Source organism: Streptomyces sp. NPDC107575 (assembly GCF_055657265.1).
In genome coordinates this window covers 372,206-386,579 of sequence record NZ_JBVKBG010000007.1, presented here as the reverse complement: position 1 = coordinate 386,579, position 14,374 = coordinate 372,206, and the positions used below count along the sequence as shown (strand labels likewise).

Annotated in this window: 12 protein-coding genes; 1 reads left to right on the top strand and 11 read right to left on the bottom strand. The window is 70.3% G+C overall.

Going from position 1 to position 14,374, the window contains the following annotated elements:
• Nucleotides 1–105: 105 nt before the first annotated feature.
• From ACZ7L4_RS34220 to ACZ7L4_RS34195, 6 genes are all read right to left on the bottom strand, one after another.
• Nucleotides 106–939: a shikimate dehydrogenase gene (locus tag ACZ7L4_RS34220; protein WP_472108665.1), complete on the bottom strand. Its 834-nt coding sequence runs from the start codon at nt 937–939 to the stop codon at nt 106–108.
• Nucleotides 920–2,548, bottom strand: a complete 1,629-nt coding sequence (gene mltG, locus ACZ7L4_RS34215) for an endolytic transglycosylase MltG (protein WP_472108664.1) — start codon at nt 2,546–2,548, stop codon at nt 920–922. Before mltG ends, ACZ7L4_RS34220 begins: the two co-directional genes overlap by 20 nt.
• 128 nt (nt 2,549–2,676) lie before the next feature.
• Complete coding sequence (ruvX, locus tag ACZ7L4_RS34210; RefSeq protein WP_326014249.1) at nt 2,677–3,141, bottom strand: Holliday junction resolvase RuvX; 465 nt, start codon at nt 3,139–3,141, stop codon at nt 2,677–2,679.
• Nucleotides 3,141–5,813: an alanine--tRNA ligase gene (gene alaS, locus ACZ7L4_RS34205; RefSeq protein WP_472108662.1), complete on the bottom strand. Its 2,673-nt coding sequence runs from the start codon at nt 5,811–5,813 to the stop codon at nt 3,141–3,143. Before alaS ends, ruvX begins: the two co-directional genes overlap by 1 nt.
• A complete protein-coding gene (locus tag ACZ7L4_RS34200) occupies nt 5,813–6,154 on the bottom strand; it encodes a DUF6167 family protein (RefSeq protein WP_472108661.1) in 342 nt (113 codons plus the stop codon). The genes alaS and ACZ7L4_RS34200 overlap by 1 nt, the downstream gene beginning before the upstream one ends.
• A gap of 8 nt (nt 6,155–6,162) precedes the next feature.
• Nucleotides 6,163–6,561 (bottom strand): DUF948 domain-containing protein, encoded by a 399-nt coding sequence (locus ACZ7L4_RS34195; RefSeq protein ID WP_450816517.1) that lies wholly within the window; start codon nt 6,559–6,561, stop codon nt 6,163–6,165.
• Between the two features lie 185 nt (nt 6,562–6,746).
• On the opposite strand from ACZ7L4_RS34195, the gene ACZ7L4_RS34190 reads away from it, so the two are divergent.
• Nucleotides 6,747–8,990: an ATP-binding protein gene (locus tag ACZ7L4_RS34190; RefSeq protein ID WP_472108659.1), complete on the top strand. Its 2,244-nt coding sequence runs from the start codon at nt 6,747–6,749 to the stop codon at nt 8,988–8,990.
• Between the two features lie 39 nt (nt 8,991–9,029).
• Here ACZ7L4_RS34190 and rpsD read toward each other — a convergent pair whose 3' ends face one another.
• The 5 genes from rpsD to ACZ7L4_RS34165 all read right to left on the bottom strand — a co-directional run bounded on the left by rpsD (nt 9,030) and on the right by ACZ7L4_RS34165 (nt 14,254).
• Nucleotides 9,030–9,644 carry a 30S ribosomal protein S4 gene (gene rpsD, locus ACZ7L4_RS34185; protein ID WP_327664298.1) on the bottom strand — a complete coding sequence of 205 codons (615 nt, stop codon included), beginning with the start codon at nt 9,642–9,644 and terminating at the stop codon, nt 9,030–9,032.
• Nucleotides 9,645–10,009: 365 nt separating this feature from the next.
• The gene (locus ACZ7L4_RS34180) at nt 10,010–11,377 is read right to left on the bottom strand and encodes a replication-associated recombination protein A (RefSeq protein WP_472108657.1); all 1,368 of its coding nucleotides are present in this window, start codon (nt 11,375–11,377) and stop codon (nt 10,010–10,012) included.
• Between the two features lie 69 nt (nt 11,378–11,446).
• Complete coding sequence (locus ACZ7L4_RS34175; protein ID WP_450816512.1) at nt 11,447–12,088, bottom strand: vitamin K epoxide reductase family protein; 642 nt, start codon at nt 12,086–12,088, stop codon at nt 11,447–11,449.
• A 179-nt stretch (nt 12,089–12,267) separates the two neighbouring features.
• A complete protein-coding gene (hisS, locus tag ACZ7L4_RS34170; protein ID WP_472108656.1) occupies nt 12,268–13,530 on the bottom strand; it encodes a histidine--tRNA ligase in 1,263 nt (420 codons plus the stop codon).
• Between the two features lie 13 nt (nt 13,531–13,543).
• Nucleotides 13,544–14,254 carry an MBL fold metallo-hydrolase gene (locus ACZ7L4_RS34165; protein ID WP_472108654.1) on the bottom strand — a complete coding sequence of 237 codons (711 nt, stop codon included), beginning with the start codon at nt 14,252–14,254 and terminating at the stop codon, nt 13,544–13,546.
• Between the last annotated feature and the right edge of the window lie 120 nt (nt 14,255–14,374).

Here is a 14,374-nt window from a genome sequence, read left to right as displayed (position 1 = left end):
TGTATGGGAACGATCCTCCCACGTCCGCGGAGCCCGGCGTTTCCGGTGTCCGGGGTGCGGACGCCACATGAGACGCGTGCCACACGCGCGAGCCCGGCGGCAAGGTCAGCCGAGCGCCTTGACGCCCGCCTCGCGCATCGCGGCGAGCACCGGCCGGGTGTCCCCGGTGAACTGCTCGAACTGGAAGACGGCCTGGTGCACGAGCAGGTCGAGCCCGCTGAGCACCGCCCCGCCGCGCCGCTCCCAGGCCGCGGCCAGCGGCGTGGGCCACGGATCGTAGAGGACGTCGAACAGCGTGCCGACGGTCTCGGGGACCGCCTCGACCAGGTGGTCCGTGCCGCCCTTCGGTGTCGTGGCGATCACCAGCGGCGCCTCGAAGGCCGCCGGTGCCTCGGACCAGTCGGCGGTGCGCACCCGCACGCCGAGGCGCTCGCCCCAGCCGCGCATCTCGTCGGCGCGCTGCTCGCTGCGTACGTAGGTGACGACCTCGCCGGTGCAGATCCGGGAGAGGGCGGCGAGCGCCGAGGACGCGGTGGCGCCCGCGCCGAGGATCGCCGCCGACTCGACCTTCTCCACGCCCCGCTCGTGCAGCGCCGCGATCAGCCCCGGGATGTCGGTGTTGTCGCCGACCTTCCGCCCGTCGGCACGCAGCACGACCGTGTTCACGGCCTCCACGGAACGCGCGGTCTCGGTGATCTCGTCGAGCAGCGGGATCACCGCCCGCTTCAGCGGCATCGTCAGCGAGAGTCCGGCCCACTCGGGCCCGAGCCCGGAGAGGAATGCGGGCAGCGCCGCCTCGTCGGTCTCGAACCGGTCGTACCGCCAGTCGTCCAGGCCCAGCGCCCTGTACGCCGCGATGTGCAGCTGCGGCGAGAGGGAATGGGCGATGGGCGAACCCAGAACCGCCGCCCTGCGCACGTCAGTTGGACTGGCTGGCATTGAACTTTTCCTTCAGCTTCTCGAACTCGGCGTTGGTCTTCGCGAACTCGGTCTTGTGCATGCCGTCCGTGGCCACGAAGTAGATCCAGCCGTCGCTCGTCGGCTTGAGTGTCGCGGCGAGCGCCACGTCGCCGGGGTTGCCGATCGGGCCGGGCGGCAGCCCCTTGCGCGTGTAGGTGTTGTACGGGTCCTTGTTGCTGTTGATCTCGGACTCGCCGATGTTGATGTTGCTCTGACCCTTGAGGTAATTGAAGGTCGAGTCGAACTGCAGGAGCTGGTTGGTCTCCGTGTTCGAGGTCTTGAGGCGGTTGTAGACGACCTCGGCCATCTTCCGGAAGTCGTCGTGCGTCTTGCCCTCGGCCTGCACGAGGCTCGCGACGGTGAGGACCTGCCACGGGTTGTCGAGCTTGAGCTTCTTGGCCTCGCCCTCGAGGTCGAGCTGCTCGTACTTGTCGTTGGCCCGCGCCACCATGTCCTTGAGGACCTCTTCGGGCTTCATGCCCTTGGCGGCCGCATAGCTCGACGGGTAGAGGAAGCCCTCCAGCGGGTCCTTGACGCCGCGCCGGTTCAGCGCCCAGTCGGGCAGGCCGAGGTCCTTGTAGTCCTTCTTCGCGACCTTGGCCGTGGTGCCCTTGGCGACCTTGAGCTTCTTGTCGATGTTCGCGTAGACGGCCGCGTTGCGGGTGCCCTCGGGGATCGTGAGGTTGGCGCGGCTCGACGGGCTGAGCAGCATGTCGACCGCGCTCGACGCGGACATCTGCTTCTCCATGACGTACGCGCCGTCCTGGATCGACTTGCCCTTCGGGTCGGCCGACTGGGCGGCGACGAACGCGTCGACGCTCTGCACGACGCCGGCGTCCTTGAGCTTCTGCCCGATCGTGTAACCGCCGGAGCCCTGCGGGATGACGACGGTGACCTGCTCGCCGTTGCCACTGCCCGCGTAGTCCGGGGCCGCGCCGAAACGGTCCTGGTAGAACTGGTAGCCGAAGTAGCCGACGCCGCCGACACCCGCCGCGAAGATCGCGGTCAGGACCAGGCAGGCGCAGCCGCTGCGCCGCTTCTTCGGCTTCTTGCCGCCGCGGCCCCGGCGCCCGCCGCGCCCCTCGTCGTAGTCGTCCTCGTCGTCGCCACCGCCGTTGAAGAACGCTTCCTCGCCCTGGTCGGGGCCGGCGTCCCAGCCGGTCCCCGGGTCCTGCGGGCGGCGTCGGCCCGGCGGCTCCGGCGGCGGGTAGGCGCCCGGAGTGTTGTAGTAGTCCGGCTCCTCGCCGTTGTACGCGGCGTGCTGGCCGGTGCCGTACGGGTCCGCGGGGTCGACACCGTACGGGGGCTGACCGCCCTGACCGTTGTCCCAGCCGCCCTGGCCCTGCTGGCCGCCGTACGACTGCTGCCCGTAGCCGGGGTCCTGGCCGTAACCGGGCTCCTGCCCGTAGCCGTAGCCCTGCTGACCGGTGTCCCAGTCACCGCCGTAGGCCTGCTGCGGGTCGTAACTCCCCTGGCCGCCGTAGGGCGCCTGGCCGTGCCCGGCCTGCTGCCCCCATCCCTGGTCCCCGTACAGAGGGTCCGCGGGATGCCACGGTTCGGGGCCTTGGCCCCGGCCATACTCAGTCATCGGTCCCCTACAAGCCGCGAGGCGGGGTGGGCCGCTGTCCGATCTGGAAGGTCAACCGTTCCGCCTCTTGATGCTGTGCGGCGGCTATTCGAACACCGCCGGTCGCGCGGAACGTTACCGTATCGCGATCAGACAACCACTTCGACGCCCTCGCCGGGAGCAGTTCCTGACGCCCGTTCGGACTCCAGGGCCTGCTGGAGGATGATGACCGCGGCCGCCTGGTCGATGACAGAGCGGCCCTTTTTGGACTTAACGCCGCTGGCGCGCAGTCCCTGACTGGCCGTCACTGTGGTCATCCTCTCGTCGAGAAGTCTCACTGGAACGGGTGCCACGCCCCGGGCGAGTTCCTGCGCGAAGCCGCGGACCTTGGCGGCCGCGGGACCCTCGCCGCCCTTGAGGGAGCGAGGGAGCCCGACGACGATCTCGATCGGTTCGTACTCCTCGACGATCTGCTTCAGCCGGCGGTGGGCGGCCGGGACGTCGCGTCCCGGCACGGTCTCCACCGGCGTCGCGAGGATCCCGTCGGGGTCGCAGGACGCGACCCCGATCCGGGCGTCCCCGACGTCGATCGCCAAGCGGCGGCCTCGGCGCATCAGTTCGCGGTCTCCGCGACGAGGCGCTCGACGGCGTCGATGGCCTCACCGATCGCGGCCGGGTTCTGGCCGCCGCCCTGCGCGACGTCCGGCTTGCCGCCGCCACCGCCGCCGAGGGTCTTCGCGGCCGTACGGACCAGGTCGCCGGCCTTGAGGCCGCGGTCGCGGGCGGCGTCGTTGGTCGCGATGACCGTGAGCGGCTTGCCGTTGGCCGTGGTGAAGAGGGCGACCACCGCGGGGCGGCCGCCCTGGATGCGGCCGCGCACGTCGAGGACCAGCTTGCGCAGGTCGTCGGAGCCGGTGCCGTCCGGTACCTGGCCGGTGACGACGGCGACGCCGCGGACGTCCTTGGCGCCCTCGGCGAGACCGCCGGCGGCCTGGAGGACCTTCTCCGCGCGGAACTTCTCGATCTCCTTCTCGGCGTCCTTGAGCTTGCCGAGCATCGCGGAGACCTTCTCGGGCAGCTCCTCGGAACGGCCCTTGATCAGCTCCTGGAGCTGGGCGACGACCGTGTGCTCCTTGGCGAGGAAGCTGTACGCGTCGACGCCGACCAGGGCCTCGATGCGGCGCACGCCCGAGCCGATGGAGGACTCGCCGAGCAGCTTCACCAGGCCGAGCTGGGCGGTGTTGTGCACGTGCGTGCCGCCGCACAGCTCCTTGGAGAAGTCGCCCATGGTGACGACGCGGACCCGCTCGCCGTACTTCTCGCCGAACTCGGCGATGGCGCCCTGCTTCTTGGCGTCGTCGATCGACATGACCTCGGCGTGCACGTCGAGTTCGCGCGCCAGGACCTCGTTGATCTTCTGCTCGACGTCCGTCATCACGGCCGTCGGAACGGCGGCCGGGGAACCGAAGTCGAAGCGGAAGCGGCCCGGCTGGTTCTCGGAACCGGCCTGCGCGGCCGTCGGGCCGAGCGCGTCGCGCAGCGCCTGGTGCGTGAGGTGCGTGGCGGAGTGGGCGCGGGCGATGGCGCGGCGGCGCTGCACGTCGATGACCGCCTGGGCGGGGGCGCCGACGGTCACCTCGCCGACCTGGACGACGCCCTTGTGGACGTAGACGCCGGGGACCGGCTTCTGGCAGTCGCGGACCTCGATCACCGCGCCGTTGTCCAGCTTGATGCGGCCGGTGTCGCCGATCTGGCCACCGCCCTCGGCGTAGAACGGGGTGCGGTCGAGCACGACCTCCACCTCGTCGCCCTCGGTGGCGGCCGGCGAGGAGACGCCGTTCACCAGCAGGCCGACGACGCGGGACTCGCCCTCGGTCGAGGAGTAGCCGATGAAGTCGGTGGCACCGGCGGCGTCCGCGATCTCGCGGTACGCGCCGACGTTGACGTGGCCGGTCTTCTTGGCCTGGGCGTCCGCCTTGGCGCGCTCCCGCTGCTCCTTCATCAGGCGCCGGAAGCCGTCCTCGTCCACGGACAGGCCCTGCTCGGCGGCCATCTCCAGGGTGAGGTCGATCGGGAAGCCCCACGTGTCGTGGAGCAGGAACGCCTTGTCGCCGGCGAGGACCGACTTGCCGGCGGCCTTCGTCTCGGTGACGGCGGTGTCCAGGATGTTCGTGCCGCCCTTGAGGGCCTTGAGGAACGCGGCCTCCTCGGCGAGCGCGACCTGCTCGATGCGCTTGCGGTCGGTGATCAGCTCCGGGTACTGCAGGCCCATCGTGTCGATCACGACGTCGAGCAGCTCCTGCACGACGGGGCCGGTGGCGCCGAGGATGCGCATGTTGCGGATGGCGCGGCGCATGATGCGGCGCAGCACGTAGCCGCGGCCCTCGTTGCCGGGCGTGACGCCGTCGCCGATGAGCATCGTCGACGTACGCATGTGGTCGGCGACGACGCGCAGCGAGACGTCCGACTCGTGCTTGTCGCCGTAGCGGACGCCGGTCAGCTCGGTGGCCTTGTCGATGACGACGCGCAGGGTGTCCGTCTCGTACATGTTCTGTACGCCCTGCAGGATCATGGCGAGGCGCTCGAGACCGAGACCCGTGTCGATGTTCTGCGACGGCAGGTCGCCGAGGATCTCGAAGTCCTCCTTGCCGATGCCGGCGCCGCGCTCGTACTGCATGAAGACCAGGTTCCAGATCTCCACGTAGCGCTCGTCGTTGACCAGCGGGCCGCCCTCTTCGCCGAACTCGGGGCCGCGGTCGTAATTGATCTCGGAGCACGGGCCGCAGGGGCCGGGGACGCCCATGGACCAGAAGTTGTCCTTCTTGCCGAGGCGCTGGATGCGCTCCTTCGGCACGCCGACGACCTCGTGCCAGATGCGCTCGGCCTCGTCGTCGTCGAGGTAGACGGTGATCCAGAGCTTCTCGGGCTCCAGGCCGTAGCCACCGTCCGCCACGGAGCTGGTGAGCAGCTCCCAGGCGTACTTGATGGCGCCTTCCTTGAAGTAGTCGCCGAAGGAGAAGTTGCCGCACATCTGGAAGAACGTGCCGTGGCGGGTCGTCTTGCCGACCTCTTCGATGTCCGGCGTACGCACGCACTTCTGCACCGAAGTGGCGCGCGGCGCGGGCGGCTTGACCTCGCCCAGGAAGTAGGGCTTGAACGGGACCATGCCCGCGGGGACGAGCAGCAGAGTCGGGTCGTCCGCGATGAGCGACGCCGAGGGCACGACCTTGTGGCCACGCTCCTCGAAGAAGCTCAGCCAGCGGCGACGGATTTCAGCCGACTCCATCAGTGGTCCTCATTCCGATTGTTGATCGAGTACCTGGTGTTCTCGAGGTACTTGGGTTGCTTGGTGTTCTGAATGACGGCGAATCGGCGCTGCGGCAGCCCATCGGGCTCCGGACGCTCATTGATGCCGAGGGCGTCGCCGAGCTCGGCCTCGCGCTCCGCCATGTTGTCGCGGACGTCGAGCGCGAAGTCCTTGAGCTTGTGGCCTGCCTCGACCGCCTTGTTCGCTGCCTGCGCGGCGAGCGACTCCGGCGTCAGCTGCTTGAGCTTGCGGTTGACCTTGGTGGTGGCCCATACGCCGGCGGCTGCGCCCGCGGTGAACCAGAACGTACGACGGAACATGTCTGCGGTCAGTCCCTCTTCACGATCACGGTACGACGCTGCTGCTTGGCGGGCGCGTCCTTGCCCCGGCCACCGATGGCCCGGCGCACTCCGTAGCCGAACGCGGCCACCTTGACCAGCGGGCCGCCGAAGGTGGAGGCCACGGTGGAGGAGAGCGCCGACGCGTTCGAGGTGACTTCCTGGACGTCCGAGGCGATCGAGTCGACGCGGTCGATCTGGGTCTGCGCGGAGCGGACCGCGGCGGAGGCGTCGGCGAGCAGCGGGACGGCCTGTTCGGTCACGTCCGCGACCAGCTTGGTGGTCGCCCTGAGCGTCTGGGCCAGCCTCACGAGCGCCACCGCGAGGAAGGAGACCAGGATCGCCCAGAAGACAGCCACCAGAATCCCGGCAACCTCTCCACCGGACACTTGGCACCGCTCCCTAGCTCTGTGCGAAAGCCCTGTGCGAAAGCACAGCTGCTGAACATCGAAAAGTCGTCCCCCGAGCCTATCGCGCCCGACCCCGCGCTCCGTACCGCATTCGCGTCCCGAGCGGTGGATGTTCGACGATCCGATTGTACGGACCGCACACGCCTGAGTACGCTCTGTGCCCCATGCGACGCACTTCGCGCCCCACTGATGTCCCCGCCGGTCCCCCACAACCCGGCAACCTCCCCCACGAACTCAATCGCTTCGTCGGCCGCGCCGGCGAACTCACCGCACTGACGGCGGCCCTGGAGGCGGGGCGCCTGGTCACGGTCACCGGGGTCGGCGGCGTCGGCAAGTCCCGCTTCGCCTCGCACGCCGCCGCCCGGGTTCCGCGGTCCCTGTGTCCCGACGGGGTGTGGCGGGTGGAGCTGGCGAGCGTGCGGCTGCCGGAGCTCGTCGAGTACACGCTCGCCGAGGCCCTCGGCCTCACCGACCACACCACTCGCGCGCCCCGCCAGGTCCTCGTGGACCACCTCGCCGAGCGCCGGATCGTCCTCGTGCTCGACGGGTTCGAGCACCTCGTCGACGCGTGCGCCTCCCTCGTACGGGACCTGCTGCGCGCGGCGCCGGGGCTCCGGGTGCTCGCGGTGGGCCGCAGGCCACTGGCGGTCGACGGGGAGCAGGTGTTCCCGCTGGCCCCGCTGCCGCCGGCCGACGCGGCGGAGCTGTTCGCGGACCGGGCCACGGCGCTGCTGCCCGGGTTCCGGATGGACGGGCGCACGCTGGTCGACGTACTGGAGGTGTGCCGGCGTCTCGACGGTCTGCCGCTCGCGGTGGAGCTCGCCGCCGGGCGGCTGCGGGTGCTTTCGCCGCCGCAGCTGATGGAGCGGCTCGACGACCGGTTCCGGCTGTTGCGGGGCGGCGGCCGGGATGTGCTGCCGCGCCACCAGACGCTGCGCACCACGATCGGCTGGAGCCATGAACTGTGCACGCCCCAGGAGCGGTTGCTGTGGGCACGCCTTTCGGTGTTCTCCGGCTCCTTCGACCTGGAGGCGGCGGAGTACGTGTGCGGTGGCGAGAGCCTGCCGTCGGACGACGTCGTCGACGTCCTCGACGAGCTGCTCGCGCAGTCCGTGGTCGTCCGCGAGGAGGCCCGGGTCGAGGTGCGCTACCGGATGCTCGACACGGTGCGCGCGTACGGGGCCGAGTGGCTGGACGCCCTGGGCGACGGCCGCCGGATGCGGCGCAGGCACCGCGACTGGTACATGGGCCTGGCCACCTGGTGCGAGCTGGACTGGTTCTCGCCGCGGCAGGGCGACGTGGCCTCCCGGATCGAGACGGAGCTGCCGAATCTGCGCGCCGCCCTCGAACACTGCCTGACCGAACCGGGCGAGGCGCATCTGGGCCAGTACCTGGCCGGCACGCTCTGGTTCTACTGGGCGGGCTGCGGGCGGCTCTCCGAGGGGCGGCACTGGCTGGACCGCAGCGTCGGCCTGGACGTCGGGTTCGACGACGGCGACGTCTGCCCGGGAGGCGGTGACGGGGAGGCGGAGTACGCGGCCTCGCGCCTCAAGGCGCTGTGGGTGCTCGGCTACGTCGCGATCCTGCAGGGCGACACGGTGCCCGCGCTCGCCGCGCTGCAGGAGTGCCGCGACGAGGCGGAGCGCACCGGGGACGCCACGGCGCTCGCGTACGCGGTGCACCGCACCGGGTGCCTGGCCCTGGTCACGGACGACATGCCGCGGGCCGAGGACCTGCTGCGCACCGCGCTGTCCAGCTACCGGGAGATCGGCGAGCTCAACAGCAACGTCCTGATGGGCCAGGTCGAGCTGGCGATGGCGCTCGCGTTCCAGGGCGATCTGGCGGAGGCCGTGGCGCTGTGCGCGGACGTACGACAGGTGTGCGAAGACCACGGGGAGCGCTGGACCCTCGCGTACGCGCTCTATGTGCTGGCGTACGCGCAGTGGACGGAGGGCGGCCACGCGCAGGCCCGCGCGCTGCTCGACGAGTGTCTGGCCATCGACCACGAGTTCCACGACCTGCTGGGCACGGTGCTGTCGCTCGAGCTGCTGGCCCTCGTCACGGTCGAGGAGGGGGACGCCGCGGAGGCGGCGGTGCTGCAGGGGGCGGCGACCCGGATGTGGTCGTCCGTGGGGCTGCCGCTGTTCGGCTCTGCCCACTACAACGCGCCGCACGAGCTGTGCGAGACGCGGGCGCGGCGGGCGCTCGGCGATGCCCGGTTCGCCGAACTCGCGCGCACGGGCGAGCAGTTGGAGCAGGACGAGGCGGTGTCCCGCGCGCTGAGCCGCGGCGGGCGGCGGCGGGCGCCCGCGGCGGTCCCGCATCCGGCCCGCCCCGCGGAGCCGGTCAGGGACAAACGCGAACCCGCCGCCTCCCGCACCTGGAAGGGCGGGGAGACGGCGGGCTGAAACGCAGGTGGTACTACGTCCGCGAACCGGGGATCCGGTTTAGCGGGCGTAGTACTCGACGACGAGCTGCTCGTCGCAGATCACGGGGATCTCCTTGCGGTTCGGGTCACGGTCCAGGCGGAAGGCCAGGGCCTTCAGGTTCACCTGGAGGTAACGCGGGGTCTCGCCCTCGGGGGCGAAGCCACCCTCACGCGCGACCTGGAACAGCGGCTTGTTGCGGCTGCGCTCGCGGACCATGACGACGTCGTCCGGCTTGACGCGGAAGGACGGCTTGTCGACCTTCTGGCCGTTGACCTCGATGTGGCCGTGAACGACCATCTGACGGGCCTGGTAGATCGTGCGGGCGATGCCCGAACGGAGAACCAGGGCGTCGAGACGACGCTCGAGCTCGATGACGAGCGCCTCACCCGTCTTGCCCTCGACCTTCTTGGCGCGGTCGTAGGCGCGGGCGATCTGCTTCTCGCTCAGGTCGTACTGAGCGCGCAGACGCTGCTTCTCGAGCAGACGGACCTTGTAGTCCGAGTTCTGCTTGCGGCCGCGGCCGTGCTCGCCCGGCGGGTAGGGGCGGGCCTCGAAGTACTTGACGGCCTTCGGGGTCAGCGCGATGCCGAGGGCACGCGACTTCTTGACCTTGGGGCGGGACTGGTTCGGCATGAACCAAACACCTCGTGTTTCTGATGCGAATACGGCTTCACCAGGGTTCGGGGAGGTCGCAATCCGCAGCCCGGGAAACCCCACCGCTGTCCTTGCGGACGGCAGGGCAGCCGCTCCCAGGTCTGGGCACATACGTGCAGCACGCGAGTGGCCCACCGACCGGGCTCCGGGCCCTTGCGGGCCGGGCTGGTGGTGGGCTGCCCGCGACACCTTCGACGGTGCGCGACGCTCCTGGATCTCCTGTGCCGCGCGGCTGTGACGCCGTACGGTTCGGGGGATCCGGCTTGATGTCCCGCTCTGGTGGTGCCGGTCTCCCTTTCGGGATCCCGGGCACGGGACACAGCACTTCGGGGCAGTCTACCGGATCAGTCGGACCCCTCGCCGCCAGGGCCTCCGAGCCGCTCGCGGACCCGCTCCACCACGTCCGCGTACCGGGCCTCCGCCCCGTAGCGCGTCGGCTGGTAGTAGCGGCGGCCCGCTATCGCGTCCGGAGCGTACTGCTGGGCCGCGATGCCGCCGGGCACATCGTGCGGATACACATAGCCCTGCGCGTGGCCCAGCTTGGCGGCGCCCTTGTAGTGCCCGTCGCGCAGGTGCGGCGGGACGGGGCCGGCCAGGCCCTTGCGGACGTCCTCCATGGCGGCGCCGATCGCCGTCGTCGCCGCGTTGGACTTCGGGGCCAGGGCGAGGGCGATCGTCGCGTGGCTCAGCGTGAGCGCCGCCTCCGGGAAGCCGATCATCGCGACGGCCTGGGCGGCGGCGACGGCGGTCGGCAGGGCCGTGGGGTCCGCGAGGCCGATGTCCTCGCTCGCGGAGATCATCAGGCGGCGGGCGATGAAGCGGGGGTCCTCGCCGGCCTCGATCATGCGGGCCAGGTAGTGCAGCGCCGCGTCCACGTCCGAGCCGCGGATGGACTTGATGAGGGCGCTCGCCACGTCGTAGTGCTGGTCCCCGCCCTTGTCGTACGTCACCGCCGCGCGGTTCACCGACTCCTCGACGCTTTCGAGGGTGATGGTCTCCTCGCCCTTGGCGATGGCCGCTCCGGCCGCCGCCTCCAGGGCGGTGAGCGCACGCCGGGCGTCGCCACCGGCCACCCGCAGGATGTGCGACTCCGCGTCCTCGGCGAGCGTGACCGCGCCGGCGAGGCCGCGCTCCTCGGTGAGCGCACGCGCGAGCAGTCCGCGCAGGTCGTCGTCGGTGAGCGATTCGAGGGTGAGCAGCAGGGAGCGGGACAGCAGCGGGGAGATCACCGAGAAATACGGGTTCTCCGTGGTCGCCGCGATCAGCGTCACCCAGCGGTTCTCCACGGCGGGCAGCAGGGAGTCCTGCTGGGCCTTGCTGAAGCGGTGGATCTCGTCGAGGAAGAGGACGGTGTCCTTGCCGTGGGCGCCGAGCGCACGGCGGGCGCCCTCGATGACGGCGCGTACTTCCTTGACGCCCGCGGTGATCGCGGAGAGCTCCACGAACCGCTTGTTCGTCGCCTTGGACACCACGTACGCGAGCGTGGTCTTGCCGATGCCGGGCGGGCCCCAGAGGATCACCGAAGAGGCGCCCGCGGGGCCCGAGCCGCCCTCGCCGACGAGGCGGCGCAGCGGCGAACCCTGTTTCAGCAGGTGCTGCTGGCCGACGACCTCGTCGAGGGTGCGCGGGCGCATCCGGACGGCCAGGGGGCTCGCGGACGGGTCCTTCTCCTGGCGCTCTTCGGCTGCGGCGGTGAACAGGTCGGCTTCCACGGTCAAAACCCTAAGTCACGCCACTGACAACGCTGCGGGCACGGGCCGGTCGGAGCCGCTCGGTCCCGCTCAGGCCCAGAGCGAGGCGCCCCAGCGCGTGAAGATCAGCACGGCGATGATCCCGATGTGCAGCACCGGCAGGGCCCAGGTGAAGTCCTCGAAGAACGTCTTGACCGGGCGCGGCGCGGGCAGGAACCCGTTGCGGATGTTGGACGACGTGACGTACCAGAACATGATGATCGTGGCGACCCAGGCCAGGCAGCACCACAGGCACAGCGCGTTGATCCGGTACAGGGACTGGAACTGCAGCCAGGACACGAAGCAGACGCCGAAGAGGCAGCCGAAGTTGAAGGTCAGCCAGTACCAGCGCGGGAACCGCGCGCGGGCCAGCAGGCTCATGCCGACGCCGATCACGATGGCGTAGGTGACGAGGCCGAGCCACGGGTTCGGGAAGCCGAAGGCCGTCGCCTGCTCGCTCTTCATGATGTTGCCGCAGGAGATGACCGGGTTCAGGGAGCAGCCCGGCGTGAAGTTCGGGTCCTCGGCCAGCTTGAGCTTGTCGAGCGTGATGATCCACGAGGCGAGCAGCCCGGCCGCCCCTGTGATCACCAGGAGCAGTCCGAAGGCTCGGCTGCCGCCGACGGATCGCGGTGCGGGCTCGGCACCGGTGTCACGGGAGACGGTGTCGCTTGCTGTGGTCGTCTTGCTCATCACGCCGATCCGTAGGTGAGTACGCGAGTGGGGGTGTGCTGCGGTCGTGCTCATTCTGCCGCAACCGCCCCGGGATCCACCGTTCGTTGGGCATAAGCATGTACGCCTCAGGGGGCCGAATTGTTCGAGCCCCCGGAAGTCTGTTTCCGAGGGCTCGAACATCAACTGTGTAAATCGGCCTACTTCAGCTTCGCGGTGAGCACGTCGACAATCGCGTCGACCGCGACGGCGTCCTGCTCGCCCGACTCCATGTCCTTGAGCTGCACGACGCCCTCGGCCAGGTCCCGCTCACCGGCGACGAGCGTGAATCGCGCGCCCGAGCGGTTGGCGTTCTTCATGGCGCCCTTGAGGCCCTTGCCGCCGAAGGAGAAGTCCGCCGAGATCCCGGCCTTGCGCAGCTCGGTCACCTTGGCGAACAGCACGCGCCGCGCCTCGTCGCCGAGCGGCACCGCGAACACGCTGGTGGTGGCGGGCAGCGCGAGCTCGACGCCCTCCGCCTCGAGGGCCAGGACCGTACGGTCCACGCCGAGCGCCCAGCCGACGGACGGCAGCGAGGGGCCGCCGATCATCTCGGACAGGCCGTCGTAGCGGCCGCCACCGCCCACCGCGGACTGCGAGCCGAGGCCGTCGTGGACGAACTCGAAGGTCGTGCGCGTGTAGTAGTCCAGGCCGCGGACCAGCTTCTCGTCGTCCTCGAAGGCGACGCCCTCGGCGGTGAGGAGTTCGCGCACCTGCTCGTGGTACGCCTTGCACGCGTCGCACAGGTAGTCGCGCAGCAGCGGGGCGTCCGTGAGCTGCTTCTGCACGTCGGGCCGCTTGTCGTCGAGGACGCGCAGCGGGTTGATGTCGGCGCGGCGCAGGGTGTCCTCGTCGAGGTCGAGCCCGCGCAGGAAGGTCTGCAGCGCCTCCCGGTACACCGGGCGGCACTCCTTGTCGCCCAGCGAGTTCAGCAGGATGCGGAAGTTGCGCAGGCCGAGCGAGCGGTACGCCTGGTCGGCCAGGATGATCAACTCGGCGTCCAGGGCCGGGTCCTCGGCGCCGATCGCCTCGGCGCCCACCTGCGAGAAGTGCCGGTAGCGGCCCTTCTGGGGGCGCTCGTAGCGGTAGTACGAGCCCGAGTACCAGAGCTTGACCGGGAGGTTGCCCGCCTTGTGGAGGTTGGCCTCCAGGGCGGCGCGGAGCACGGACGCGGTGCCCTCGGGGCGCAGCGCGAGCCGGTCGCCGCCCTTGGTCTCGAAGGCGTACATCTCCTTGGTGACGATGTCCGTGGACTCGCCGACACCGCGCGCGAAGAGCTCGACGTTCTCGAAGCCGGGCGTCTCGATGTAGCCGTAGCCGGAGTTCCGCAGCGGGGCGGAGATCGCCTCGCGGACCGCGAGGTACGTCGCGGAGTCCGGCGGAAGCAGGTCGTAGGTGCCCTTGGGGGCCTGGAAGGTACTCACGGGAGGTTTCTCGTCACATTCCTCGTCGGGGAGCCTCGGTGGAGGATCCCTGGCCGGCGGCCACCTGCCGCAGATACGGGTTGGTGGCGCGCTCCTGGCCGATGGTCGTCTGGGAGCCGTGTCCGGACAGCACCACGGTCGAGTCGTCGAGCGGCAGGCACACACGGCCCAGCGATTCGAGCATGTCGTCCATGGAGCCACCGGGCATGTCGGTGCGTCCGATGGAGCCGGCGAAGAGCAGATCGCCCGAGAAGAAGACGGACGGGATGTCCGCCGTCTCGGGCATCTGGAAGGTCACCGACCCCTTGGTATGGCCCGGCGCGTGCGCGACGCCGAAGTCGAGCCCGGCGAGCTTCAGCCGCGCGCCGTCGGACAGCTCCCGCACGTCGTCCGGCTCCCCCACGGTCAGCTCGCCCATCAGCGGCATGCCGATGGAACGGCCGATGCCCTTCTCCGGGTCGCTCATCATGTAGCGGTCGGAGGGGTGGATCCAGGCCGGGACGTCGTGCGCCCCGCAGACCGGGACGACCGAGGCGACATGGTCGATGTGCCCGTGCGTGAGGACGACCGCCACCGGCTTGAGGCGGTGCTTCTTGAGCGCTTCCTCGACTCCCTGGGCGGCCTGGTGGCCGGGGTCGATGATCACGCACTCCTCACCCGCGGCGGGGGCAACCAGATAACAGTTGGTGCCCCAGGCTCCGGCGGGGAACCCGGCAATCAGCACAATCGTCCTTCGTATGTCGTCGAAACGGAATGCGGCGGATCAGAGCCTACCGGCGCGGCCGATTCCACAGCGAACCCATATACGGTACGGGGCACTATCAGGGGCCCCAAGAAGGTCACG

Excerpts from the sequence above, each read along its gene's own strand:
- mltG (WP_472108664.1), bottom strand. The coding sequence starts at position 2,548 with ATGACTGAGTATGGCCGGGGCCAAGGCCCCGAACCGTGGCATCCCGCG.
- alaS (WP_472108662.1), bottom strand. The coding sequence starts at position 5,813 with ATGGAGTCGGCTGAAATCCGTCGCCGCTGGCTGAGCTTCTTCGAGGAG.
- ACZ7L4_RS34190 (WP_472108659.1), top strand. The coding sequence starts at position 6,747 with ATGCGACGCACTTCGCGCCCCACTGATGTCCCCGCCGGTCCCCCACAA.
- ruvX (WP_326014249.1), bottom strand. The coding sequence starts at position 3,141 with ATGCGCCGAGGCCGCCGCTTGGCGATCGACGTCGGGGACGCCCGGATC.
- ACZ7L4_RS34220 (WP_472108665.1), bottom strand. The coding sequence starts at position 939 with ATGCCAGCCAGTCCAACTGACGTGCGCAGGGCGGCGGTTCTGGGTTCG.
- ACZ7L4_RS34200 (WP_472108661.1), bottom strand. The coding sequence starts at position 6,154 with ATGTTCCGTCGTACGTTCTGGTTCACCGCGGGCGCAGCCGCCGGCGTA.
- ACZ7L4_RS34175 (WP_450816512.1), bottom strand. The coding sequence starts at position 12,088 with ATGAGCAAGACGACCACAGCAAGCGACACCGTCTCCCGTGACACCGGT.
- rpsD (WP_327664298.1), bottom strand. The coding sequence starts at position 9,644 with ATGCCGAACCAGTCCCGCCCCAAGGTCAAGAAGTCGCGTGCCCTCGGC.